21 protein-coding genes are annotated in these 24,297 nt (G+C 39.7%); 12 read left to right on the forward strand and 9 right to left on the reverse strand.

Translation table 11 applies throughout. The features are described from left to right. Nucleotides 1–36: 36 nt before the first annotated feature. A complete protein-coding gene (locus tag ABDW32_RS06620; protein WP_343560634.1) occupies nt 37–741 on the reverse strand; it encodes a DsbA family oxidoreductase in 705 nt (234 codons plus the stop codon). A 110-nt stretch (nt 742–851) separates the two neighbouring features. Between ABDW32_RS06620 and ABDW32_RS06625 the strand changes: the two genes are divergently transcribed. Then, a complete protein-coding gene (locus ABDW32_RS06625) occupies nt 852–1,667 on the forward strand; it encodes a patatin-like phospholipase family protein (protein WP_343560636.1) in 816 nt (271 codons plus the stop codon). Between the two features lie 97 nt (nt 1,668–1,764). Here ABDW32_RS06625 and ABDW32_RS06630 read toward each other — a convergent pair whose 3' ends face one another. Further along, nucleotides 1,765–2,610 (reverse strand): glycerophosphodiester phosphodiesterase family protein, encoded by an 846-nt coding sequence (locus ABDW32_RS06630; RefSeq protein ID WP_343560638.1) that lies wholly within the window; start codon nt 2,608–2,610, stop codon nt 1,765–1,767. A gap of 460 nt (nt 2,611–3,070) precedes the next feature. Between ABDW32_RS06630 and topA the strand changes: the two genes are divergently transcribed. The 3 genes from topA to cmk are packed head-to-tail and all read left to right on the forward strand — an operon-like array spanning nt 3,071 to nt 6,581. Continuing rightward, nucleotides 3,071–5,470: a type I DNA topoisomerase gene (topA, locus tag ABDW32_RS06635; RefSeq protein WP_343560640.1), complete on the forward strand. Its 2,400-nt coding sequence runs from the start codon at nt 3,071–3,073 to the stop codon at nt 5,468–5,470. A gap of 2 nt (nt 5,471–5,472) precedes the next feature. After that, nucleotides 5,473–5,886, forward strand: coding sequence for a hypothetical protein (locus tag ABDW32_RS06640; protein WP_343560642.1), 414 nt, complete (start codon nt 5,473–5,475; stop codon nt 5,884–5,886). Further along, nucleotides 5,886–6,581, forward strand: coding sequence for a (d)CMP kinase (cmk, locus tag ABDW32_RS06645; protein WP_343560644.1), 696 nt, complete (start codon nt 5,886–5,888; stop codon nt 6,579–6,581). The genes ABDW32_RS06640 and cmk overlap by 1 nt, the downstream gene beginning before the upstream one ends. Before the next feature lie 60 nt (nt 6,582–6,641). Here the strand turns inward: cmk and ABDW32_RS06650 are convergent, their stop codons facing one another. The 4 genes from ABDW32_RS06650 to ABDW32_RS06665 all read right to left on the reverse strand — a co-directional run bounded on the left by ABDW32_RS06650 (nt 6,642) and on the right by ABDW32_RS06665 (nt 9,832). Next, nucleotides 6,642–6,935 (reverse strand): hypothetical protein, encoded by a 294-nt coding sequence (locus ABDW32_RS06650; RefSeq protein ID WP_259178697.1) that lies wholly within the window; start codon nt 6,933–6,935, stop codon nt 6,642–6,644. A 161-nt stretch (nt 6,936–7,096) separates the two neighbouring features. Beyond that, nucleotides 7,097–8,296: a pyridoxal phosphate-dependent aminotransferase gene (locus ABDW32_RS06655; protein ID WP_343560649.1), complete on the reverse strand. Its 1,200-nt coding sequence runs from the start codon at nt 8,294–8,296 to the stop codon at nt 7,097–7,099. 96 nt (nt 8,297–8,392) lie between these two features. Continuing rightward, entirely contained in the window at nt 8,393–8,767 is a 375-nt protein-coding gene (locus ABDW32_RS06660) for a DUF1573 domain-containing protein (RefSeq protein ID WP_077434338.1), read from the reverse strand. A 99-nt stretch (nt 8,768–8,866) separates the two neighbouring features. Continuing rightward, nucleotides 8,867–9,832 carry a KpsF/GutQ family sugar-phosphate isomerase gene (locus tag ABDW32_RS06665; protein WP_343560653.1) on the reverse strand — a complete coding sequence of 322 codons (966 nt, stop codon included), beginning with the start codon at nt 9,830–9,832 and terminating at the stop codon, nt 8,867–8,869. A gap of 100 nt (nt 9,833–9,932) precedes the next feature. Here ABDW32_RS06665 and recQ point away from each other — a divergent pair, with 100 nt between their 5' ends. From recQ to ABDW32_RS06680, 3 genes are all read left to right on the forward strand, one after another. Continuing rightward, nucleotides 9,933–12,122: a DNA helicase RecQ gene (recQ, locus tag ABDW32_RS06670; protein WP_343560655.1), complete on the forward strand. Its 2,190-nt coding sequence runs from the start codon at nt 9,933–9,935 to the stop codon at nt 12,120–12,122. A gap of 18 nt (nt 12,123–12,140) precedes the next feature. Further along, nucleotides 12,141–12,956, forward strand: a complete 816-nt coding sequence (gene kdsA, locus ABDW32_RS06675; protein ID WP_343560656.1) for a 3-deoxy-8-phosphooctulonate synthase — start codon at nt 12,141–12,143, stop codon at nt 12,954–12,956. A gap of 74 nt (nt 12,957–13,030) precedes the next feature. After that, a complete protein-coding gene (locus ABDW32_RS06680) occupies nt 13,031–14,128 on the forward strand; it encodes an SGNH/GDSL hydrolase family protein (protein WP_343560658.1) in 1,098 nt (365 codons plus the stop codon). 30 nt (nt 14,129–14,158) lie between these two features. On the opposite strand, the gene ABDW32_RS06685 is transcribed toward ABDW32_RS06680, so the two are convergent. Continuing rightward, nucleotides 14,159–15,457, reverse strand: a complete 1,299-nt coding sequence (locus ABDW32_RS06685) for a DEAD/DEAH box helicase (protein WP_343560660.1) — start codon at nt 15,455–15,457, stop codon at nt 14,159–14,161. A gap of 54 nt (nt 15,458–15,511) precedes the next feature. Then, nucleotides 15,512–15,841, reverse strand: a complete 330-nt coding sequence (locus tag ABDW32_RS06690; protein ID WP_343560662.1) for a multidrug efflux SMR transporter — start codon at nt 15,839–15,841, stop codon at nt 15,512–15,514. Between the two features lie 225 nt (nt 15,842–16,066). Between ABDW32_RS06690 and ABDW32_RS06695 the strand changes: the two genes are divergently transcribed. The 5 genes from ABDW32_RS06695 (at nt 16,067) to ABDW32_RS06715 (ending at nt 23,465) form a co-directional block, all read left to right on the forward strand. After that, the gene (locus tag ABDW32_RS06695) at nt 16,067–18,313 is read left to right on the forward strand and encodes a sensor histidine kinase (protein ID WP_343560664.1); all 2,247 of its coding nucleotides are present in this window, start codon (nt 16,067–16,069) and stop codon (nt 18,311–18,313) included. 12 nt (nt 18,314–18,325) lie between these two features. Then, nucleotides 18,326–18,958, forward strand: a complete 633-nt coding sequence (locus tag ABDW32_RS06700; protein WP_343560666.1) for a response regulator transcription factor — start codon at nt 18,326–18,328, stop codon at nt 18,956–18,958. Between the two features lie 140 nt (nt 18,959–19,098). After that, the gene (locus tag ABDW32_RS06705; RefSeq protein ID WP_343560668.1) at nt 19,099–21,102 is read left to right on the forward strand and encodes a hypothetical protein; all 2,004 of its coding nucleotides are present in this window, start codon (nt 19,099–19,101) and stop codon (nt 21,100–21,102) included. Beyond that, entirely contained in the window at nt 21,095–22,378 is a 1,284-nt protein-coding gene (locus tag ABDW32_RS06710; protein WP_343560670.1) for a hypothetical protein, read from the forward strand. The genes ABDW32_RS06705 and ABDW32_RS06710 overlap by 8 nt, the downstream gene beginning before the upstream one ends. A 91-nt stretch (nt 22,379–22,469) precedes the next feature. After that, nucleotides 22,470–23,465, forward strand: a complete 996-nt coding sequence (locus ABDW32_RS06715) for a YihY/virulence factor BrkB family protein (RefSeq protein ID WP_343560672.1) — start codon at nt 22,470–22,472, stop codon at nt 23,463–23,465. Between the two features lie 6 nt (nt 23,466–23,471). Here the strand turns inward: ABDW32_RS06715 and ABDW32_RS06720 are convergent, their stop codons facing one another. Beyond that, nucleotides 23,472–24,185, reverse strand: coding sequence for a hypothetical protein (locus ABDW32_RS06720; RefSeq protein WP_343560674.1), 714 nt, complete (start codon nt 24,183–24,185; stop codon nt 23,472–23,474). Nucleotides 24,186–24,297 lie beyond the last annotated feature (112 nt).

Raw genomic sequence — 24,297 nt, forward strand, 5'->3', positions numbered from 1 at the left:
GAAAATAGTAAATTAAACTAAAACTTTTTTCTTTCTTTACTCACATTTTCCTGTTTCAGGATCGCAGGAAGCCCCTTCTTCGCCTCTTCGCTGTAATGGGGTAGCTTGGCTCGCCAAACACTCTTTGATCGTATTGTGAAAAACCTCCAGGGGCTGCGCACCGGGAATTGCATATTTCCGGTCAAATACAAAGAACGGTACACCGCGAAGGCCAAGGTTGACACCTTCCTGAATGTCCTGACTGACTTCATAGGCATATTGATCGGATTCCAAAAGTTCCTGAACCTTTTGTTCATCCAAACCTTCCTGTCTAGCTAATACAATTAAGGTGGCGTTATCGTTGACATTTAGCCCGTCGGTAAAATGTGCTTTGAATAATGATTTTTTGAGTGCTGTTCCTTTGTCATTTGCCTGGGCAAAATGAATAAGGCGATGTGACTTTTTGGTATTTACAACAATTGCCTTATCAAAATTTAGGGTAATGCCGAGTTCTTTTCCCTGTGCACTGAGTTGTCCCGTCATTGCCAGCACATCATCCATACTCATTCCTTTTGTCCGGACAAGATAGTCATATGTCGGCATTCCGGGAGCATCTTCAGGAAAATCAGGGTTGAGTTGATAGGATTTCCATGTAATCTCTGCCTGTACTTCACGTTCATATCCCTGTAATGCGTCTTCAAGCTTTGTCAAGCCAATATAACAAAATGGACAAATGATGTCCGACCAGATTTCTATTTTCATATTTCTTATTTTACTCCGTATATTGTAATCAAAAATACATATAATAACGGTGAATATCGGATTACATTGTTGGGTCAATGTCAACATCATTATATTGCAGGTCTAAGTATATGTCAGAGAAAGATTTTTTGAACCGTAAAGTAACGCTTGTCCTAGGCGGAGGTGGGGCAAGGGGATTAGTACATATCGGCGTTATTCGTAAGCTGGAGGAAATGGGCTTTGAGATAGATGAAATTGTCGGTTGTTCCATTGGTGCATTGGTGGGTGGAATTTATGCACAGGGAAAGATGGATGTGCTCGAGGAATGGATGCATAACCTCACAAAGAAATCAGTTTTCAATATGATGGATTTCAGTTGGAAAGGCCTGGGAATGATGAAAGGGATCAAAGTCTTCAATGCGTTGAAATCGGTGATTCCAGATGCGAATATTGAAACGTTCCCGATTTTATTCAAAGCTGTTGCTACGGATCTGAATTATGAAAAAGAAGTTGTACTGGACTTTGGAAGTATGTATGACGCGATTCGGGCTTCTATTGCAATTCCGGCTGTCTTTACAGCAGTCGAAGAAGATACCCACGTCTATGTAGATGGTGGTGTACTCAATCCTCTGCCCATCAATCATGTCACGAGAAAAGAGAATTTAATTATCGCGGTTAATCTGGAATCAAAACCGGATAAACAGTATTCTGTGATTAAAAAACTGGATACAAAAACCTCAAATTCCTTAGATATTCTACAGGCTTCCTATTATGTGATGCGTAGAAAAATGAGCCGTATGATTATTGACCTCTATCGTCCGGATGTCGTGGTAGATATTCCTTACAATATCTGTAATTTATGGGACTATCATCGGGCAGAGTTTTTGGTTCAAAAAGGGCGCGAGTATATCGATAGTGCCCTTAAAAGTAAGACCAAAATAGAGTAGCATATAGTCTAAACGATATGCTACTCTATTTTGGTCCTTTGGAGTTAAGCGAACAGCAAGTGGAAGAGTGGTTTATGGTATTGAAACAATTGAACCCTTAGAACAGATTTGGGTAATCACTGATAATTCCATCTACCTTTAACGTCTTTAATTGCTCCATATCTGCTTTGTTATTTACCGTCCACGGGATCACCTTCACATTTGCTTTATGGTATTGCTTGACAAAGTCGCTTGTCACTAATTTATAGTGTGGGCTAATGATAAAGGGTGTGAAACCGAGTGCTGCGATTGTTTCCTCTGCATTTTTCGTGTAATTGGCGTCAATCAGATAAGATGCTTTGATTTGTGGATAGGCTTTGTTTAGATACCTGACCGCCCGGATATCAAAAGATTGAATCACGGTACGTGCTGCAATTCTTTTTTCTGTGATAACCTGTACCATTAAATCAACGAATTCTTCTACCCGGGGATGCGCTATCCCATCTTTATCCGTACTGCTTTTCACCTCAATATTATAAAACATAGGCGTTGTTCTCTTTTGGAGGGCGTAGGCTTCTGTACTATCGATGAGGTCGGCGAGTTTCGCAATGTGTGTAACCTGTTTTTTTTGATCGGGAAACTCTTTATAAAATTTGGAACCGATATCGTATTTGATTAGGTCCTTGTAGTTCGTTGCAAATATTTTCAGCGATTTATCTTTTTCGGGGATCTCGGTGCCATCTGGTTTTAGTACAAATTTGGGATTGAGATAATCGTCATGAAAGACGACAACCTTTCGGTCTTTTGTAATTTGACAGTCCATTTCCAGTGTTGTTACCTGCGGCAGATCAATAGCATTTTTCATTGCTGCGATAGACTCTTCGGGGTATAGGCCACGTCCACCACGATGGGCTTCCAAACTGAGTTTAGGAAAGTTGTTGGTTGTTTTTGCGGAATCTTTCATAACTGAGCAAGATGCAAATGGTAATATTATACCAAAAAAGACTGTTCTAACAAGACTTCTTTTCATTATTTATTATTTTAAACCAAAATTAAGGGTGAATTACCCTTTTTTGAATAAGCGAATATACATAACCTATTTTACTTTTTTTAGGCTGCAGGTTTCGGTTGCTTGAATTATACAGGTTTTAATAGGTGTTTTCGAAATAGAACAAACTAAAATGAATTGTTGAAATTGCTGATATGAAGAAAAACGAAGTTTTAATAATGATCAACTATCAGTTTTATAGGATAAGCGCTTGTCAGGGGGCGATTATGACCCGATTTAAAATAGGACAATACAGTTAATGTCATAGGACAAATCACTTATGTATTAAGACGAAATCTATTTTTTTTGTCTTTTTTGCAAGAAATTATTGTCATTCCTTTTAGAATTCCCTTTATTTGCACAAATCTCAAATTAGATGGCGAAAAATTTATTGATAGTTGAGTCTCCAGCGAAAGCAAAAACGATAGAAGGATATTTAGGAAGTGATTTTTTGGTCAAGTCAAGTTATGGGCATATCCGTGACCTGGTGAAAACCGATGATGCAATTAATACTGCGAATAATTTCGAACAGAAGTATGAAGTTCCATCTGATAAAAAAGCAGTCGTAAGCGAGCTGAAAAAATTAGCTAAGGCAGCCGAAACTGTGTGGCTCGCATCCGATGAGGACCGTGAAGGGGAAGCTATTTCTTGGCATTTATTTGAGACATTGGGACTTAAAGATGCAAGTACAAAGCGTATTGTTTTTCATGAGATCACGAAACCTGCAATATTAAAAGCCATCGAGAACCCCCGTAAAATAGATTATAATCTTGTTAATGCACAACAGGCCAGACGTGTATTGGATAGATTGGTAGGCTTTGAGCTGTCGCCTGTTTTATGGAAGAAGGTGAAGCCATCTTTATCTGCAGGTCGTGTGCAATCTGTTGCTGTGAGGTTGATTGTTGACCGGGAGCGGGAGATTAACAAGTTCGAACCTGAAGCGGCATTTAAGATTGTTGCTTTCTTTCATACAGGAAAGATCAAGGATAGCTTTAAAGCAGAGCTTCCGCAACGATTTGCGACAGAAGCCGAGGCAACCCAATTTTTAGAAGACTGTAAAGCAGCGTTGTTTACAGTTAAAAATCTAGAGACAAAACCATCCAAACGCTCGCCAGCAGCGCCATTTACAACTTCGACCTTACAACAGGAGGCCAGTAGAAAGCTTGGATTCTCCGTGGCACGTACCATGCAAGTGGCCCAACGTCTCTACGAATCCGGACGTATTACCTATATGCGTACCGATTCGGTCAATCTGAGTGATACAGCAATAGAGGCTGCTGAAAAGGAAATTAAATCAGCTTATGGTAACAAGTACCATAAAGTAAGGAGATATAAAACCAAAACTTCGGGCGCGCAGGAAGCGCACGAGGCGATACGTCCAACTTATTTTTCGGAACATACCATTGAAGGCGATTCTGCTGAAAAACGATTGTACGAACTGATCTGGAAGCGGGCCATTGCTTCCCAGATGAGTGAAGCGGAATTTGAACGTACACTCGCAAAAATTTCGATTTCCACCCGTTCCGAAGACCTAAATGCTTCAGGTGAGGTCATGAAATTCGATGGTTTTCTGAAAGTCTATATGGAGTCTGTGGACGATGATCAGGAGACAACATTTGATGAGGACAGTGATAATGCCATTCTTCCACCATTGACTGTAGGTTTACAGTTAGTATTAAAGAATATGTCCGCGACGGAACGTTTTACACGTCCACCGGCCCGTTATACGGAGGCTGCATTGGTGAAGAAATTAGAGGAACTGGGGATCGGTAGACCTTCGACTTATGCACCAACAATATCTACGATCCAAAATCGTGGTTATGTCGTCAAAGAAGAAAGGGAGGGAAGGTCACGTAACTATCGTGTGCTGACCCTTGAGCACGATGAAGTGAAAGCAGTAACGAAAACAGAAATTACCGGAGCAGAAAAAGGGAAAATGTTTCCAACTGATATCGGTGTTGTGGTCAATGACTTCCTCGTAGAGCATTTCAACGGTATTGTCGACTTTCACTTTACGGCAAATGTTGAGAAAGAGTTTGACGATATCGCGCATGGGCTGACCGAATGGACAAAGATGTTGCATGATTTCTATGGGCCATTCCACTCGGAGGTAGAGGATACGTTGGAAAATGCCGACCGTGCCAATAATGAGCGTGAGTTAGGTGTAGATCCGGTTTCAGGTAAACCTGTCTCGGTACGTATCGGAAAATTTGGTCCTTTGGTACAGATCGGTTCACCGGATGACGAAGAAAAACCTCGCTTTGCATCTTTGCGTAAAGGCCAGATGATCGAGACAATCACTTTTGACGATGCGATGGAGTTATTCAAATTGCCGAAAAAAGTTGGTGTATTTGAAGATAAAGAAATGACCGTTGCTGTTGGTCGCTTTGGGCCTTATATCCGTCATAACTCAGCGTTTTATTCCTTGCCAAAGGGAGTAGACCCGCTGGATGTAACCGAAGAGGAGTGTATTCAGATTATTCAGGAGAAACGCCAAAAAGACATTGAAAAAGTGATCCGTGTATTCGATGAAAATCCAGAGGCACAGATTGAACAAGGGCGTTGGGGACCATTTATTCGTTTTGGCAAGCAGAACTTAAAAATCCCGAAAGGCACGGAGATCGAAAAAATCAGCTATGCTGATGTGTTGAAATGGGCGGAAGCAGATGCGCCGAAAGGTAAAGCCGTTAAAGCCAAAACCGCAGAAAAGAAAACGGTTGCCAAAAAAACAACAGCAAAGAAGGCTACAACTAAAAAAACGACAAAGTCTAAATAGGGATGAAAGCAGATTTGCCAGAAAATATAGTAAAAGATATTATGATTGCCGTGGTTTTGGAAGGCGAAACCGTGGAGACAAAGAACTGGACGGTGTATGTTATTAACGATAAGAATATAGCGATACAGAATGTGCTGATCAGTTCAAGGGGCTATGGTGAAAAAGATGGAAGACAGGTGACAACTACTACTTTGCGGCATTTTATCGGAAATATCGAAGCCAAATCCTTTGATCGCGTTGAAGCCATCGACGAACAGGTCTTTGGCCTAACCAACGAATACTGGTTGAGCTTTTATATCGATAATACGATTTACGATAAAAAGTATATCTTTTTACCGGAAAGCATTGTGGATGGTAACCTAACTAAGGTTCCGTTGGTGAATAAGCCCGGTGTCATCATAGGAGGAAATGAATAATGAGTACAAGACACAATTTTATTATCGCCATAGATGGCTTTTCCTCCTGCGGAAAAAGTACGCTTGCCAAAGCACTGGCTAAAAAATTAAAATTCGCCTTTATTGATAGCGGTGCGATGTACAGGGCTGTAACGCTCTATTTTATTCGTCATCATATTGCCTTAGATGATCAGGAAGCGATTGAAAGTGCTTTAAAGGATATTCATATAGACTTTATTCCAAATGCCGCCAAAACCGAGATTCACCTCAACGATGAAGATATTTCGGAAGAAATCCGTCAAATGTATATTTCTGATAAAGTTAGTGAGGTTAGTGCAATTAAAACGGTGCGAACAGCAATGGTGGCTCAACAGCAAAAATTGGGTCGCCGGAGAAATATTATTATGGATGGCCGGGATATTGGCACCACCGTCTTCCCCGATGCCGATCTGAAAATTTTTATGACCGCAGATCCTAAAGTTAGGGCAGCCAGAAGATACCTGGAATTAACTGAAAAAGGGGAGGACGTCACGCTAGAAGAGGTGGTGGAAAATCTTGCCAATCGGGATAGGATCGACAGCACACGTGCTGAGAGTCCGCTCAGACAAGCCGAAGATGCTATCGTATTGGATAACTCAAATCTTACCCCCGAGCAACAACTACTTTTTGTTGAAGAGGAATATCTAAAAGTTAAAGCCTCTAGAATAGAAGCATAAATACGATATAACAAAAGATGCCGATTGAAAAATCGGCATCTTTTGTATTTTTTGCCACAGCTATTTGATACTATTGATCTGCTGTTGCTCGAGTAGTTTGTCGACATTGTTTTTCTCTCCAAACTCTGCTGTTTGTTCTTGAAAAGATTCCAGTAGCGCTTTAATAGCGTCTGAATTATCCGCTGTACGTTGATAGATTTCGGGAATCGTCTGTTCGATATTCTTATCACCGAGTTCGATATTATCAACTTCGATTTTGCCTATCTTTTCTAAAACAGCCTGTTGGCTATTTCTGACATCTTCCAACTCTCTCGCTATCTTTTCCATCAATTGGAATTTCTTCAATTTATCCATATGCAATATCTTTAGTTATACTGTATTAAGAACAATGTCGCTCGAAATTTAGTTTTGATTTTTTCAAATTCAGGAGAAAACAGGCTTTGAGATACTGCTAAAAGACAAAAAAGCCAGCTCTTTTTCGGAGACTGGCTTCGATGGGCCTTTAGACTTTACTTTTAATTTGTTCTTCCGGGATAAATTGCCAGGGCTTTCTCCAGACAGGTTAAGGCGTTTTTAAGATCATCCTGGTTCAGTACATAAGCTAGGCGGACTTCATTTGTTCCCGCACCTTCCGTGCTATAGAAACCAGTTGCCGGAGCCATCATGACCGTTTCGTTGTTATAGGAAAACTCTTCCAACATCCATTGACAGAATTTATCCGCATTGTCGATCGGTAATTTAGCAACCACATAAAATGCACCTCCGGGATTAGGAGAGTATACACCTTCAATTGCATTTAATCCACTGACCAACGTATCTCTTCTGGCCGTATATTCTTTGGACACGGCTTCAAAATAACTGTCCGGGGTATCGACTGCCGCTTCGCCCGCAATCTGTCCTTCCAGCGATGGACTTAAACGAGCCTGAGCAAATTTCAATGCAGTCTGATATAACTCTTTATTTTTAGTAATTATACAGCCGATACGTGCACCGCATGCGGAATAACGCTTTGAAACTGTATCGAAGATAACAACATTATTTTCGAGGCCTTCCAGATGCATTGGGGATATAAATTCGCGGCCATCATAGCAGAATTCGCGATAAGCCTCATCGGAGAACAGGTAAAGGTCATATTTCAGACAAAGTTCCCGTAAAGCTTCTAGTTCCTCCCTAGAATAAAGATAGCCTGTCGGGTTGTTGGGATTACAGATACAGATAGCTTTTGTTTTTTCTGTAATTACTTTCTCAAATTCAGCAATAGAAGGCAATGCAAATCCACTTTCGATATAAGACATGATCGGTTTGATCACAATATCAGATGAACAGGCAAAACCATTATAGTTTGCATAAAAAGGTTCTGGAATAATGACTTCTTCCCCTTCATTTAAACAAGCCTGCATGGTGATTGTGATTGCCTCTGAGCCGCCATTTGTCACGAGGATATCGGTCGGTTCAATATTATAATTTAGCTTGTTATAGTATTCGGCTAATTTTTTTCGGTAGGAGGCAGTACCTTCAGAAGGCGTATAAGCCCATACTTTGAAATCAATATTTTTCAAAGCATTAAGCATAATTTCAGGTGTCTGGATATCTGGTTGCCCGATATTTAAGTGGTATATCTTTTTACCCTCTTTTTTTGCTTGATCAGCATAAGGCGTCAGTTTTCTGATGGGTGACGCAGGCATATTTAGCCCTTTTTCTGATATTACTGGCATTATAGTTTTTTTAAAATTAGTTGTGCAAAGCTAACCAAAATAAAACGAAAAAAGCCACATCAGGATGTGGCTTTTTTCGTTTTATCTGTCGAATTTTTATTCTACAATCCCTTTAATATAAAGTGTCTTTACAGGAGTTTTTGTATTTGACTGTACCGTGAAGCTTTTGGTAAATGGCGCCTTAGCTGCCGCGTTGTACGTCACTTTGATTGTTCCTGTTTCCCCTGGTTTGATCGGAGTTTTAGTAAATTCGGCAACCGAACAACCACAGGTAGGCACTACATTCGAAATGATAATAGGCTCGCTGCCTGTGTTTGAAAATTTAAAATTATAGGATACAGGAGTTCCAGCGGGAATTTTGCCGAAATCATGCGTTTCTTTTTCAAATTTAAACTCTCCTTGTCCGGCCTGCATAGATGAAAAACCGATAAAGGAAATGATCACTGCTAAAATTGTTATATACTTTTTCATACTTCTTAAGATATTACTTTGTGATTAAACTAGTACAACTGATATGCCAAATGTACTGTTTATTGCCAATTTATTCTACATCTAACAACTTTATTACAGTTATATTATGCCTTCTTTCAGCAGATCCTGTATATGGACAACGCCATCGTAGTTCCCTTTGTCGGATACCAATAACTGATTGATGTTGTTTTCCCGCATAATATGGAGGGCATTGGCCGCAAGTTCATTTTTGTCGATGACCTTTGGTGATTTCCCCATAATGTCGGCAGCATGGATCGTTGCCAGGTCCGTATATCTTTCAAGCATGCGACGGATATCCCCATCGGTAATAATACCCTGGATCTCTGTGCCGTTTAAGACAGCGACCGCCCCCAATCTGAACTGGGTAATAGTAATGATAATGTCTCTGATATTTGCATCTAATTGTACACTCGGCTTGCCATTTTGATCAGATAGGTCCGCAACTTTTAAATAGAGTTTTTTACCTAAGGCACCACCGGGATGGTATTTAGCAAAATCCTGATCTGTAAAGTCACGGCATTCCTGTAATACAACGGCCAGCGCATCGCCCATGGCCAATTGCGCAGTAGTGCTGGATGTTGGTGCCAAATTATTTGGGCAGGCTTCTTTTTCTACGGTGGTGTTCAGGATGTAATCCGCATTTTTGGCTAGGTAGGAAGCTGTATTGCCCACCAAAGCCACTAAGGTATTTTTCGTCTGTTTCAGAAAAGGAACCAGTACTTTGATTTCTGGCGTATTGCCACTTTTGGATATGGCAATAATCAGATCATGTTGTTGGATGATACCTAAATCTCCGTGAATAGCATCGGCAGCATGCATAAAGATGGACGGTGTCCCGGTAGAATTTAATGTTGCAACAATCTTTTGTGCGATAATGGCACTTTTTCCGATGCCTGTGACGACGACCCGTCCTTGAAGGTGTAGGATTTTATTTACAACGGTAACAAAATCATCATCAATATATTGAGCCAGAGCAGCTACTGCTTTGGCTTCTTCTTGAATAGCCTGGATAGCTATATTTTTTATTTCGTAGTTGTTTTTCACAAAAAATACTCTTACTTTTATGTATTAGAATAGATTGCAAAAATAGATTATTTTTCAGGATTATTTCTTCATTATCTATCTTATTTTTGCCCAAGGCGCAATGGAAATAGAAAAATCACTTTTCGACAATTTACAGGATTTTTTTGGTTTTGATACTTTTAAAGGGGATCAAGAGGCTATTATAACTAGTATTCTTCAAAAGAAGGATACCTTTGTTATTATGCCAACCGGGGGAGGGAAATCAATTTGTTATCAACTGCCAGCACTCATGAGCGAGGGAACTGCAATTGTAATTTCCCCTTTGATTGCTTTAATGAAAAATCAAGTAGATCAGCTTCGCGCGTTCGGCGGCGAAGATAGCATCGCTCATTTTTTGAACTCTTCCCTAAATAAGAGTGAAATCACCCGGGTAAAGGAGGATGTGCTTGCAGGAAAGACCAAGTTGCTTTATGTAGCTCCGGAATCACTTGCTAAGCAAGATAATGTGGAGTTTTTACATCAGATTACGGTGTCTTTTGTCGCGGTGGACGAAGCACACTGTATTTCAGAATGGGGACATGATTTTAGACCCGAGTATCGCAAAATACGTCAGGTGATCAATGAGATTGGCGCTAATATTCCAATTATTGCGTTGACAGCAACGGCGACTCCTAAAGTGCAATCTGATATCCGTAAAAACTTACAGATGAATGATGCGGTATTATTTAAATCATCATTTAATCGGAGCAATTTGTATTATGAAGTACGTCCCAAAAAAGACGTAGTCAAAGAAATTGTACGGTTTATCAAAACGAAATCAGGAAAAACAGGTATCGTCTATTGCTTGAGTAGGAAGAAAGTAGAAGAAATAAGTGAGGTGTTAAACCTGAACGGCATTAAAGCGCTTCCATACCATGCGGGCCTTGATGCTAAAACAAGAGCTGATACACAGGATAAATTTTTGATGGAGGATGTTGAAGTGATCGTTGCGACAATCGCTTTTGGAATGGGGATTGACAAACCGGATGTCCGTTATGTTATCCATCATGATATTCCAAAATCTATGGAGGGCTACTATCAGGAAACCGGTCGTGCCGGTCGTGACGGGGGAGATGGTTATTGTCTGGCTTTTTATTCAGAGAAAGATGTTGAAAAGCTGACTAAATTCATGAAAGATAAACCTGTGGCCGAACGTGAGATTGGTACACAGATACTCAAAGAAGTCATTGATTATTCCGAGTCAGCTGTCTGCCGTCGTAAACAGATTCTTCATTATTTCGGTGAAAATTTTGATGAACAAGGCTGTAGTAACATGTGCGACAACTGTCGTTCGGAAAAAGAATATTTTGAAGCCGAGGAATCCCTAAAAAATGTATTGAGCTTTATTAAGGAACAGGGGGAGAAATTTGATGACCATCATGTCATTAACGTGATGATCGGGCAAAACAATCAACCTGTATCCTCCTATAAACATGACGAGCACCCGTTGTTTGGTTCAGGAAAAGAGAAAGGTGTCATTTATTGGAAGTCTTTGTTAAGACAGGCTGTACTGGATAATTTCATTGAAAAAGATATTGACCACTATGGTTTACTGAAATTAACGGATATTGGTCTACGTTATTTGGACAATCCGTATCAGTTGAAATTTGTTTTAAATCATCCTATTGAAAGCGGTGAGAGTGCGAATGGAGAAGACGCTGGTCATGGCACTGGAGCTCTTGATACGACGCTGCTGGGCATGCTCAAAGATTTGCGTAAAAAGATTGCTAAGAGTAAATCATTACCTCCGTTTGTAATTTTCCAAGACCCTTCTTTAGAGGAAATGTGTACGCACTATCCGGTCAATATCGACGAATTAAAACAGATTCAGGGGGTAGGGAATGGTAAGGCGATTAAATTTGGTGCTTCCTTTATCGCGCTGATCAAAGACTATGTGGAGGAAAATGAAATTGACCGACCGGTGGATCTGGTCATCAAAAGCACAGCAAATAAATCTGCGCTAAAGGTAGCCATCATCCAAAATATTGACCGCAAGATTGCACTGGATGATATTGCAGCAGCAAAGGGAATTACCTACGAGGAAATATTGAAGGAAATTGAAACGATCGTCAATGCCGGGACCAAGATAAATATCAATTATTTTATTGACGAAATTATTGATGAAGACCGTCAAGAAGAGGTATACGATTACTTTAAAACAGCGGAAACTGATTCCATCGAGGATGCGCTTAAAGAATTAGGAGGCGACGATTATACTTTTGAAGACCTTCAATTGATGCGTATCAAATTTTTATCGGAATTGGGTAATTAAAAATTTTATATATTTCATATGATCAATAAATACATTCCTGAGATAAAGAATGGAACATCGCAGAATTTCTTTTTAATGGCAGGGCCATGTGCAATTGAGGGAGAAGAAATCGCTTTGCGGATTGCTGAAAAGATTGTTACTATTACAGATAAACTCAATATCCCTTATATTTTTAAAGGTTCTTATCGTAAGGCCAATCGATCTCGTTTGGATTCTTTTATGGGCATCGGAGATGAAAAAGCATTGAAAATTTTGGAGAAAGTAGGGAAGACCTTTGGAGTTCCTACGGTAACAGATATCCATGAAAGTCATGAGGCAGATATGGCTGCGGCTTATGTCGATGTTCTTCAGATTCCAGCATTTTTATGTAGACAAACGGATTTATTGGTCGCGGCAGCAAAAACCAATAAAGTCGTCAATGTAAAAAAAGGACAATTTTTAAGTGCCGGATCCATGAAGTTTGCTGTAGATAAGATTGTGGAGTCTGGTAACGAAAAGGTATTTTTAACAGATCGAGGGAATACATTCGGCTATCAGGATCTGATCGTTGACTACAGGGGAATTCCTGAAATGCGTTCTTTTAATGTACCTACAGTGATGGATTGTACACATTCACTTCAACAACCGAATCAAACCTCAGGAGTGACAGGAGGAAAACCTGCGTTAATAGAAACAATTGCCAAAGCAGCGATTGCTGTAGGAGCTGATGGTCTATTTATCGAAACCCATCCGGATCCGGCAAACGCAAAATCAGATGGCGCAAATATGCTACACCTGGATCTACTTGAAGGCTTGATGGAAAAACTGGTGCGCGTTAGACAAGCTATTTTATAGTATAATCAATAAATCGCAATAGAAAGGAGCCAATCGGCTCCTTTTTTAATCCAATTCAAAATCTAAATTAATCCATGTTTTCAAAAGTTTCTTTCCTGGTACTTGTGCTGTTCTCATTTTCTTCGATTACCAAAGCACAGCAAAATTATAGCTGGTTTTCGCCTCTTGAAGATAAGCATATCGAAGGCCGTGTCGATAATCAGCAGCTTACAGCTTTTAGTCGACTTCCGGATGAGCTCGAAAAGAAGGTCCGTAAACCGGTCTGGGAGCTTGGCCAAAATTCTGCTGGACTTTACATTGATTTTCAAACTTCAGCCCCAGAAATGACAGTTCAATATCAGGTAACGGGCGGATTAAATATGCCCCATATGCCGACTACAGGTGTGAGTGGACTGGATCTTTATGCTTATGACACAACGAATAAAGTCTGGAAATGGGCTTATGGTAATTATGATTTTTCAGACACGATTTCTTATACGTGGAAGAATATAGGTGAGAATAATAACTTTAAATATCGTTTGTATCTCCCTTTGTATAATACCGTTAAATGGTTGAAAATTGGTATTCCAAAGGAATCTAAGCTAAGCTATACCTATACAGCGACTTCGAAACCTATTGTGGTGTATGGCACTTCCATTGGACAAGGGGCATGCAGCAGTCGGCCAGGTCTCGCCTGGACAAGCCAAGTCGGGAGGGCTGTTAATAACGAAATTATAAATTTATGTTTTTCGGGTAATGGTCGTCTCGAGCAGCCTATCTTATCATTGATGAATCAGGTGGACGCGGCCTGTTATATATTGGACTGTATTCCCAATCTTTCGGTAACTAAGTCGCTCAGTGAAAAACAACTGGATTCCCTGTTGGTTCATACCGTTACATTTTTAAGAAAGGAACATCCGACAACCCCAGTTATATTGACGCAGCATAGCTCTGGGAATATCAGTACGGTATTTAACGAAGACAAAAATAAGGAATATCTGCAAAGCAGCCAGGTGTTGAAGGCAACTTACGAGAAATTAAAGTCACAGGGGATTAAGCAGATTTTTATGCTGTCTAGCGAAGACTTAGGACTGGACCTCAACTCAACAGTGGATTATGCCCACCCCAATGATCAGGGAATGGAACATATTGCAAATGCTTATATTAACCTGTTAAAAAAGGTGTTAAAATAAAAAAAGGAAAGTTGTACTTTCCTTTTTTATTTATTTCTTTTTCAATTTCATCTTCATTTTTGCTTTTTCGCCGCCACCGTAATTGAAAGTTTTGGCATTACTTTCCTTTTTTTGATGAAATGCTCCACCACGGGAATCATCTTGCTGCTGTTCTTCCTTGGTAGACTTTTTCTTTTTATCATTTATTGGATTGTAGATTTGAAGATCTTCAGGTAAATCCAGTAGATCCATTCTTTTACCCACAGCCTGTTCTATTTTTCTGACCATGGGGAGTTCCAGGTCGGTGGAAAAGGTTAAGACTATTGTTTCCTCATTATCGTCATTTTTGATGATATAGTTTAAAAACTCTTCTTTTTCATTCGGCAGTTCAAATTGGAAGATAAAGGGAATATTTACAATATCAACAGCATCGGAGTTTTCCCGGGCAATGATCAGTATGCGGCTTTGCTCATTTTCTATAAAATCTGCTGTTGTTTCGTAGCCAAAATCATCATAAAACAGTGGATTAAGAATGGCGATTTCTTCTTTGGTCTGTTTAAATAAACTCGTAGCCAGCTTTTGTGCCGTAAGTTTTGAATTTACAAAAACAATTACTTTTTGGAAAACCTCTTTATCCTGTAGCAGGTAATTTAGCAGATTTATTTTTGTGGTAAAATTAGGAAGCTGATAGCGCAAAAGATCCAACGTATCAATGGCTTCGTTTTCCAATTCGTCGACTTCCACCAATGCATAATCTTCATTGAGATGGGTATCAATCATGTCATACAGTTTTTGATGCTCAACGGTGCTGAAAACAAGGTGTTGGACTTTGCCACAACTTTCAGCTAATTCCCGTACAGGGGTTTGCATTCCCTGTTTGATGATTTCTTCGGCATCATCAATAATCAAGGTTTGGATACGGTTTAGATTGAGTGCTAATTTGAGATAGATGGCACGTGCACGGTTTGGCGTCGCAACGACAATGTCCTTTCCTGCAACTAATTCTTCTATTTCTTCTTCCATACTACCGCCGGCACGTAATCCGATAATACGGAGATCTCTATTTTTGCTTAGTTGGTGAAATTTTTCAACAATCTCATCGATGCGTTCTTCATTTGGAGCCAATATTAAAAACTTAGGTGCTTCATCGTCCGTAAATTTCAATTTCATCAAGGTCGATAACACATAAGTTGTGGTTTTGCCAGCCCCTTCAGGAGCGATCGCAATCACATCCTGTCCACCAAGAATTCTGGAAATACATCTACTCTGAATTTCTTTTGGAGCCAAATAACCGAGCTCGGTCATTGTAGCAGTCAATCTTTTGCTTAGTTTTAGTTTCTCTAACGACACGTATCCTTTTTGTTTATGTAAGATGCAAAAATACACATTTAGTTTTTAGATCAGCTAATGTGCACCCATTTTTGAAAAGACATTGATAATAATAACTCCAGCGACTATTAAGATCATTCCGATCACTGCTGCTGTATCCGGAATCTGTTTAAACAGAATCATGCCTATCAAAGTAATGGCAACAATGCCAACTCCTGACCAAATTGCATAGGATATTCCTACAGGTAGATATTTTAATGTTATGCTAAGGAAATAAAACGCTATAACATAGCCAATGATACAGATAAGGGTAGGCTTCCATAGGGTAAAACCTTCGGATTTTTTCAGGAAAGTTGTCGCGAAAATCTCTGCTGCGATAGCAAGAAACAAGTATATATATTTCATCTTTATAGATTCGTTGCTGATCAAATGACGCTTTTATACAAAGCTACACTTTTTGTCTTTTACTTTACCGGAAAGGTATTGTATTTGGGAAATTGTTGGGTATTGAATGGCAAGCAACTCAGCATGCCAACTGAGACCAGGGGTATTTTGCTGCTAATTATAATTGTTTATAAGGGCAAATTTATCTAGTTTTGACCGGTCCACTAATAGGAATTAATAGACTTTATGAGGTATATTCGCGTTTTTTTTAAAACCTTTTTTATATGCTTAGTTTTTCTATTCTCTTGTTTTCAGCTATATGCTCAGGAACAGTTGCAGGAGCTACAGAAATCATACTATAATCTTCCTTTAGGAAGTAAGGAGCGTTTTGTGCTGACCGGAAAATATGCGCAGGCATTGTATTTCAACAATGAGAAAGAATTGGCGAGCCAGTTGCTCAATGATAATATCCAACTGGCCAAAAATTATCCGGATAAACAGTACTATGCCTATTTAAATTGTATCGCAGCAATGAATAACTATAACGATCATCTCTTCGAAAAATCACGTTTTTATTTCGAGCATGCAAAATCCGTTCTGCCCTTAGTCAGCGATAACGGTACGAAGGGCTATATTCATTATTGTGATGGCTGGATTATGACAAGGCAGAATAAGGAGGATCAGGCGGTTGGACAGTTTCATAAGGCGATTTCTTTTTTGGAAAAGGCACCCCAGACGGATGCAAATATTGCCCGTAAACTGGCTATATATAAGGAGTTGACTTCCATCTACGCCAACCAACGCAATTATGAATTTCAGGAGAAATATACAAACCTGTTATTGGAGACGGCTAAAACTGGCCGAAACATAGCGAGTTTATTTGATGCCTATATGCAAGCCGGTTACCTGTTTGAGGAAGAATATCGGTCAAGCCGGACTGATCGGCTACTTTTGAAGAAAGCCGAAGATCATTATCTTGCGGCATATCGAATCGCACAAACGAATAAAAAAGATCTTGTTAACCCAACGGATATGGCCTATGTTTCCGTGAATCTGGCCAACTTGTACCATGAGTTCTATCCGGAAAACGGAGCGAAAAAAGCGATTTCATTTGCCCAGCAAGCTTTGGCGATTGCGCAGGAAACCGGACAATTTGCCATTACTGTTCCTGCATATGGTGTATTGGCTGACGAAGCTTTTAAAAGTGGTCATCGCGATCAAGGGAAAAAATACCTTCAACAGGCACTTTACAACCTGCAACGTGAACCTCATTACGATTATCAGATGGGACTAAGCTTGTATAGTAGATTGGCTGAAGTAAGTGTTGAAGAAGGAAAATACGAAGAGGCATTTCAATACCAAAAAAGTTATATCAATGTGTTCGAAGAGGCATTCAACTCGGATAAAGTGGATAAAACCAAACAACTTGAGATCAAATATGAACGGGAGCTACAAAATCAGAAATTAATGCGTCTCCGTTTAGAGGGCGAGAAAAAGGAACAACAGATCAAATTGATGAAAGCACTAAACGACCGGCAGAATCAACTGGTTGAAAATCTCAAATTGAACGAACTAAACCGTACCCAACAGTTGAAAGTGCTTCAGCTTGAGCGCGACAAAAAGGAACAGGACTTGCAATTAAGCCGCTTGGAGAATGAACAGCGCCTGCAGGAACTGAATGTTTCTAAGCAGGAGATTGCCTTTAAGTCACGTATGAATTCGATTTATATCTGGTTATTTATAAGCTGTTTAATTGCTGTTATCTTATTGTTTTATGCCTATTGGCAGCGTTCCAAAACCTTAAAACAAAAGGAACATTTACATGGACTTGAAATTGAAAAAAATAATCAGCAACATGCGATCAAAAACCTGACGGCGATGTTGGCAGGGGAAGAGAAGGAGCGGACCCGCCTGGCTAGGGATTTACACGATGGGCTAGGTGGATTGTTGTCGAGTACAAAACTCGGTCTATCATCGATTGCGGATAGCAGTGAAGAGCAGCCTTTCGTTAAGAATGGCATTACACGGAGTATCGAACTGCTGGATGACGCAGTAGATGAACTGCGTCGGCTTGCACATAACCTGATGCCCGATTTAATTATCAAATATGGTCTAGAGGAAGCATTGAAGGACTATGCGGCACGTATGAGTCAAACGAATTGCCAGGTAGAATGTGAATTCATTCAATTTGAATCAAAATTAAGTGTAGAACATCAGATTTCCTTGTACAGAATCATTCAGGAACTTGTGAACAATGCGTTGAAGCATGCCGCCGCAAGTAATATTTTTATACAACTTTCTGCGCATAAAGAGCGTTTACATATCACGATCGAAGACGATGGCAAGGGATTTGATACCAAAAAAATAGATTTACAACATTCAGCGGGTATGCACAATATACAGTCGAGGCTTTCTTTTCTTCATGGCGACATGAAGGTTATATCTGTCCTGGGCGAAGGTACTACCATAGAAATCGAAATGCCTGTTGTTTAATTATAATTTCATATGATAAAGATAGCAATTACGGATGATCATCCTCTGTTGTTGGAGGGATTAAAAAATATTATCAATGCTCACGAGGATTTTGAGGTTGTGGGTATGTATGCGAGTGCTGAAGACTTATTTAAAAATATTGTTGCTGATGCACCGCATGTATTGTTACTCGACATCAATCTTCCTGATGCGAATGGTATAGATCTGGTCAAAGGATTAAAAGAAGCACATCCAGAAATGAGAATAGCAGCTTTTAGTGTGCATAATGAATTGGCTGTGATCAATAGCATTCTGACCGAAGGAGCAGATGCTTATCTTCAAAAAAATGCTACCGGTGCTGAGATTATTGCAGCCATAGCCGATGTTCTGGTTGGTAAACGGTATATCTGTACGAAAACCCAGGCGATACTCAACAAAAAGACGGATGCGGGACTTAAGCAAGTTCCTAAACTTACACGCCGTGAAAAGGAAATCCTAACCTTTGTAGCTAAGGGAATGACGACCAATCAGATTGCTGAAAGTCTGTTTATCAGTTCCCATACGGTAGAGAGCCATCGAAAAAACTTAATGGAAAAATTTCAGACAAAAAGTGTGACCGCGGCTGTCAAATCTGCCATAGAATATGGTCTGATACGCGAAGTCTAGGTGAAATCCATGAATTACCTGAATTCAGGGATGAGAATACCCTATCGCATTTGATACTTTTGATGCTATAGATGAATAAGAGAAAGGATCAAATGTATATGGTTATGTCAGCTAGTTTTTTTCGCTGTACTGGAAAAAAAATGTTACCCTTTTGTTTTGGCGTTATGCTGTCTTTGGGTGGTAGTACGGCGCGTGCACAGGTTTTTGACACTAAAATCCCCGCAGGATCAAATACGGTAGTGGCCATTAATCTAGCGAAAGTTGTTGAGTACACAAAAGCTTCCACATTGAATAAGATGTTGGATCGGCTCGGTTTTTTTAAGTATTTTGAAAGGAAAAATCTTGACCTCCAGCAGGATTTTCAGCAGGCAGGGGTGGATTCGAAGGGAATGGCGATATACTACAGAAATGATCAGGACAGCTTGTTGTACGGTGAGATGATTGTTCCGATCAACACCGTAAGTCGTTTTGAAAAATTGCTGCATATGGAGGGTACTCCACTTCCTACCATAAACGACTATAAGCGGTTCAAAACAGCAGATGGACAATTGCTTGCCTGGAATACAAAGGAATTCAGAATATTAAAAGGTGAAGTTGGTAGAACCTATTTTGAAAAAGATTCTATCGCCGCATTATACGGTATTGAAAATATTGATTACGCCGCAGCCGCTGTCGCTGCTGCCTCTGCCGCCGCAGATGAGGCCGCGAACTGCGCCGACACAGTGTTAATGGATTCTACAACGATGGAATGGGAGGCGTTTGACTTTGATTCATTAAAAACTGAAGTGCAGCAAGAGGGGCAGGAGCCTTTGGACGTCTATGCTAGTACGACAGCAACCGACACAAGTGTTTATAAGGGCGATATTAACTACGATTCTCTTGATGTGGCCTTTGAGAAAGTGAATCGTCGCAATGATTCCATTAAGAATATGTTATTGGAAAAATGGTTGCTGCATGAGCAGGAGCAACTATTGAAGGGTAACTACCCCAATATACCTGTGGGCGAGCATGCCCGCTTCCTAAAGAATGTGGATATTGCGCGCGTATGGCTACCCAAAGTCGAAGGCCTTTATGACGGACTTCGTTCCCTACGTTCCATGACAGATGCGTATTATCATACAAGCAGTTTCTCATTGGAAAATGATTATAAGGAGATGTTCTTCGACCTGACACAACAGAGAAATAAAATTACGCTTAAAACGAGTATAACCCTAGGCAAAGACCTGGCGAAACTGACCAAGCAATTATATGCAAGGAAGCCAAACCCAAAGCTTGCAAAATATTTAACGGAGGAAACATTGGGCTATTTTAATGTGAATATAAATACTGAAGCCTACCTAAAAGAAATGCCAGCATTTGTCTCGAAAAACCTGAAGAAATATTTTGGAAAAGAGAATGAGGTACTTGAACTTATGGCTCTCGGTCTTGAAATTGCACTGGATGAAAAAGCTGTTGCTAAAATTATGCCTGGTGATAACTTGGTTGTTATCAATGGAATAACCAATCTGAAGGTCGACTATGTTGATTACGATTATGACGATAATTATGACGTAAAGGAAGTCAATAAAACTAAGGAAGAGAAAGTCCTGTCTTTTATCTGGATGTTTACATCCGAAGATCAAAGGATGATCAAAAAAGCACTGGATGTTGCAGTATCAAAGTCCGATGCAAGCTTTGCGGGAGGGATCTATAAAATCAAACAAGGCAATGGCAAAGATTTTCCTTTATACCTGATGTTCAGCGAAGATCTGGTGATGATCAGCAACGATAGCCTGGAGTTAAATAAAATTTTACACATGGATAATTACACGGTCAAGCCCAACAAGTCTTTTGTTAAGCTTATGAAAGGAAGTAGATTTTCTGCGGCGTTCCAGACAAAGAAAATACCAGCGCTGACAAAAGATCTGAATCTTGTATTGGGCAATAGCTGGCGTGCTACACTGGCAGAATTGAATAATTATGGTAATTTTAGTTTGAGTTCGAAAGGAATTGTTGGCGATAGACTAGAAACTGATCTGCACCTTGAGTTACCTGCAAATGCAAACAGCGGCTTACAGTTTATGATCAACCAATTGCTCGATGGTATCGTGCCAGAAGAACAATCTAAAATTGACAACCCAATTGATGTAACTGATCATGATTAAAAAAGGAATAATTTGGACTTTAGGCCTCCTAGTAGGATTGGCGATAGTAGGCTGGGGAATTTATATCATTCGACAGCAGCAATCGTACAGTTCCGAAGTTCATAAAAAGAGTAAGGCATTATTAACTATCTCCCTTGATGATATTCTATTGAACCAATTCTTCAATAAATGGCAGACTGCGCCAAAAAGGGGACAGGACTTTGCTAACAAATTGAATAAATTAAGGGATAATGGAATTGATATCAAGGCTAATGTATTTCTTTTTTCGCTGGAAGATTCTGCGAGGAACTTTTATGCTTTTTTTGATTTGAATGATGAGAAACAATTTCTAACATTTTTAAAATCGGGGCTGTCCATTGATTCTATTGAAAATAATGCTGCTCCGGGAGTATGTTATGCTTATCAAGAAACAGGTAAAATTGCATTTGTTTGGAAAGGGAATACCTTATTAGTAGGGCTAGGCTTTCATCTCGATCAAAAGAAAGATGAAATGATCCGGTTGATTCAGGCTGATTCCGGGCGGGTTTCTATTGAGCAATTTATAAACCATCCGAGTGAGCTCACACGTAAATCAATGCGATATAGTGATATTTCGACTAAAAATTTTATTGAATTTGATCTCAAAGGAAATCGTATTGATATTGTAGGTGAACTGCAGTTTGATACATGGAACTTTCCGCAACACTATCTTGTCCGCGAATTGATAAACGAAGACTACATCAGCAAAGGTTGGATTAATTTTCCAAACGAGCGGTTAAAGATAGCTTTAAAAGACATACTTGTTGATTTTCCCGTTTCAGCAGATTCTATTATCGCCCATATGAAGGGTGATTATGTCGATGTCGAAATTTTAAAAAATAAGGTTGTTCAGACAGATACCATTATCAATTATGCTGTTAATGATGATTTCGAAACAGTAGAGGAAAAAACAGCCTATGAAAGTAAAGTTCCCAATGTTCGATTTGGTATCCGCGGGGATGAGCATTTACCTAAATTTCTTCCCAATAAGTTATTTTATCAGTGGTTTCAGAAAAATGATGGTCAATTCAATATTCTGTCAACGGCTTCAACAATAGATAAGTTGCCGACTAAATACACAAAAACCAATAGTCTTTCGCATATTGCAATTCATCTTGCGGATTGGCCGGATGCTTTAAAAATCTCTCCGATTTTATTATCTAAGACGATTGCTTCGGATATGGATTTCAACTTGAAAGTTGCTCGCCCTAATCAACTTATTCTCGAGGGTACCATTCGGGATTATTCGCATGAATAATTGGGTGATTACCCAATAGGTATGTTTGTTTGCAAATCCAAAACATTCTCCGTTTGTAACTGGTTTATTCATACGAACAAAGATGATTATTATGGATATTAGAACCAAAAGTAGAAATAGTATAAAGACTTACTGGCGAATTTTGAAGAGCTCAGTTTCAGGTTTTTTGAACGAAGATTCAATGAAATACAGTGCTTCTCTATCATACTATACCGTTTTTTCAATTGGTCCTATATTGGTATTGATCATTGCATTGGCGGGTATATTTTTTGGGGAAGATGCCATTGAGGGAAAGGTCTTTATGGAATTACGCGGGCTAGTGGGAAACAGTGCCGCCAAACAAATTCAAGAGGTTATTCAAAATCTTGAATTATCTGGTAAATCAAATATGGCCTTACTCGTCAGTAGTATTACATTGATCTTAGGGGCCACAACAGTCTTCGGGGATATCCAAAATTCGATCAATAAAATATGGCATGTCCGCGCCAAGCCAAAAAAGGGCTGGTTAAAGTTAATACAGGATCGCCTGCTATCTTCTTCTTTAGTCATTGGTCTAGGTTTCTTACTTGTCGTCACCTTAATCATCAATGGTATAATTCTAGCGCTAACCGGACAGTTGCAGCGCTATTTCCCTGACATGACAGTGATGTTGGTTAACGGGATCAATTTTGCACTGTCATTTGGTATTATATTCGTCCTTTTCAGCGTTATCTTTAAAGTGCTGCCTGATGTCAATATTCAGTGGCGCACTGTACGTGCAGGCGCCTTATTTACTGCGATATTATTTGTTTTTGGCCGTTATCTCATCGGAATATATCTGGAACACTCAGCGACCCAAGACACGTATGGTGCTGCAGGATCATTTGTTCTAATCTTGCTGTGGGTGTATTATACCGCTGCAATTTTATATTTTGGAGCAATCTATACAAGAGAATACGCAACGGTAATGGGGATTCCGATAGAACCTGCTCAATTTGCTGTACATGTAGAGACCCAGGAGATCGAACGCAATGTGACGGAGATTCCGCCAGCCCCGCTGACAACCGAAGAAAAGCAGGTTAACCCCATAGATCATCCGAAATCCTAGATCTTCCTATTCTGACCACATCTCTTCGGTGTCCGTTATATTCTGTTCACGATACAGTTTTCTACCAATAGCCCCTTTATCACCCAAAGCGCGGCCTTTAATAAGCCAGGAACTGCCAAATAAGAAAAGCGCTATTGCTTCAAAAACAAGTGTCGCATATTCAAAAAGCTTAAACGGGATCAAAGCGATACAAACGATAATACCATAGCCACAAAATCGGTAAATGTTATTTTCATTTATCACACTAATCGGAATCTCTTTGTTTTGTTCCTGACCTATGGTAAATACATGGATGGAAAGGAGTGCAAACGTGAGAAAAAGTACGGCTGCAAATCCGTAATGCAGTTCTTTTAACCCAATAGAAACTAACGTACATTGTGTACAACTGGTACCAATTGGATCCGTTGGTATAAATGCAACTCCGATTGCCATAAACCCGGCGAGGTTAGTAAGCAGATTATCATTTTTCCAGATGACTTTATTTCCATTGCCTTTATAGCAGATTAGAAATAGCCCAACAGCACATAAAATTCCAGTAAAAATCTCTCGAAGATTTGAAAAATAGTAATGACTGATAGATGGTTGAATGCTGGTGCCGAAAAACTTAAAAAGGGATAGAAAGACCAAGATAATGGGCAGAAATATTCCTAGATATCCGATGGCCCGGCGTAATCTTCTATAAGCAAAAAGATTATGGTTCTGGATTTTTTTGATATGCATAAATACAATAAAGATTAGGTTAAAAAGTTCCTTAAAGCCTGGCGCATTCCGCATTGCCGAAAACAGGATTATTGCAGTTGCGCAGGTATTCTAAAAATTAAATCATGCGTAT

It is taken from the genome of Sphingobacterium sp., assembly GCF_039596235.1.
In the GTDB taxonomy this organism is placed as follows: domain Bacteria; phylum Bacteroidota; class Bacteroidia; order Sphingobacteriales; family Sphingobacteriaceae; genus Sphingobacterium.

Excerpts from the sequence above, each read along its gene's own strand:
- ABDW32_RS06620 (WP_343560634.1), bottom strand. The coding sequence starts at position 741 with ATGAAAATAGAAATCTGGTCGGACATCATTTGTCCATTTTGTTATATT.
- ABDW32_RS06625 (WP_343560636.1), top strand. The coding sequence starts at position 852 with ATGTCAGAGAAAGATTTTTTGAACCGTAAAGTAACGCTTGTCCTAGGC.
- ABDW32_RS06630 (WP_343560638.1), bottom strand. The coding sequence starts at position 2,610 with ATGAAAGATTCCGCAAAAACAACCAACAACTTTCCTAAACTCAGTTTG.
- topA (WP_343560640.1), top strand. The coding sequence starts at position 3,071 with ATGGCGAAAAATTTATTGATAGTTGAGTCTCCAGCGAAAGCAAAAACG.
- ABDW32_RS06640 (WP_343560642.1), top strand. The coding sequence starts at position 5,473 with ATGAAAGCAGATTTGCCAGAAAATATAGTAAAAGATATTATGATTGCC.
- cmk (WP_343560644.1), top strand. The coding sequence starts at position 5,886 with ATGAGTACAAGACACAATTTTATTATCGCCATAGATGGCTTTTCCTCC.
- ABDW32_RS06650 (WP_259178697.1), bottom strand. The coding sequence starts at position 6,935 with ATGGATAAATTGAAGAAATTCCAATTGATGGAAAAGATAGCGAGAGAG.
- ABDW32_RS06655 (WP_343560649.1), bottom strand. The coding sequence starts at position 8,296 with ATGCCAGTAATATCAGAAAAAGGGCTAAATATGCCTGCGTCACCCATC.
- ABDW32_RS06660 (WP_077434338.1), bottom strand. The coding sequence starts at position 8,767 with ATGAAAAAGTATATAACAATTTTAGCAGTGATCATTTCCTTTATCGGT.
- recQ (WP_343560655.1), top strand. The coding sequence starts at position 9,933 with ATGGAAATAGAAAAATCACTTTTCGACAATTTACAGGATTTTTTTGGT.
- kdsA (WP_343560656.1), top strand. The coding sequence starts at position 12,141 with ATGATCAATAAATACATTCCTGAGATAAAGAATGGAACATCGCAGAAT.
- ABDW32_RS06680 (WP_343560658.1), top strand. The coding sequence starts at position 13,031 with ATGTTTTCAAAAGTTTCTTTCCTGGTACTTGTGCTGTTCTCATTTTCT.
- ABDW32_RS06690 (WP_343560662.1), bottom strand. The coding sequence starts at position 15,841 with ATGAAATATATATACTTGTTTCTTGCTATCGCAGCAGAGATTTTCGCG.
- ABDW32_RS06695 (WP_343560664.1), top strand. The coding sequence starts at position 16,067 with ATGAGGTATATTCGCGTTTTTTTTAAAACCTTTTTTATATGCTTAGTT.
- ABDW32_RS06700 (WP_343560666.1), top strand. The coding sequence starts at position 18,326 with ATGATAAAGATAGCAATTACGGATGATCATCCTCTGTTGTTGGAGGGA.
- ABDW32_RS06705 (WP_343560668.1), top strand. The coding sequence starts at position 19,099 with ATGTTACCCTTTTGTTTTGGCGTTATGCTGTCTTTGGGTGGTAGTACG.
- ABDW32_RS06710 (WP_343560670.1), top strand. The coding sequence starts at position 21,095 with ATGATTAAAAAAGGAATAATTTGGACTTTAGGCCTCCTAGTAGGATTG.
- ABDW32_RS06715 (WP_343560672.1), top strand. The coding sequence starts at position 22,470 with ATGGATATTAGAACCAAAAGTAGAAATAGTATAAAGACTTACTGGCGA.
- ABDW32_RS06720 (WP_343560674.1), bottom strand. The coding sequence starts at position 24,185 with ATGCATATCAAAAAAATCCAGAACCATAATCTTTTTGCTTATAGAAGA.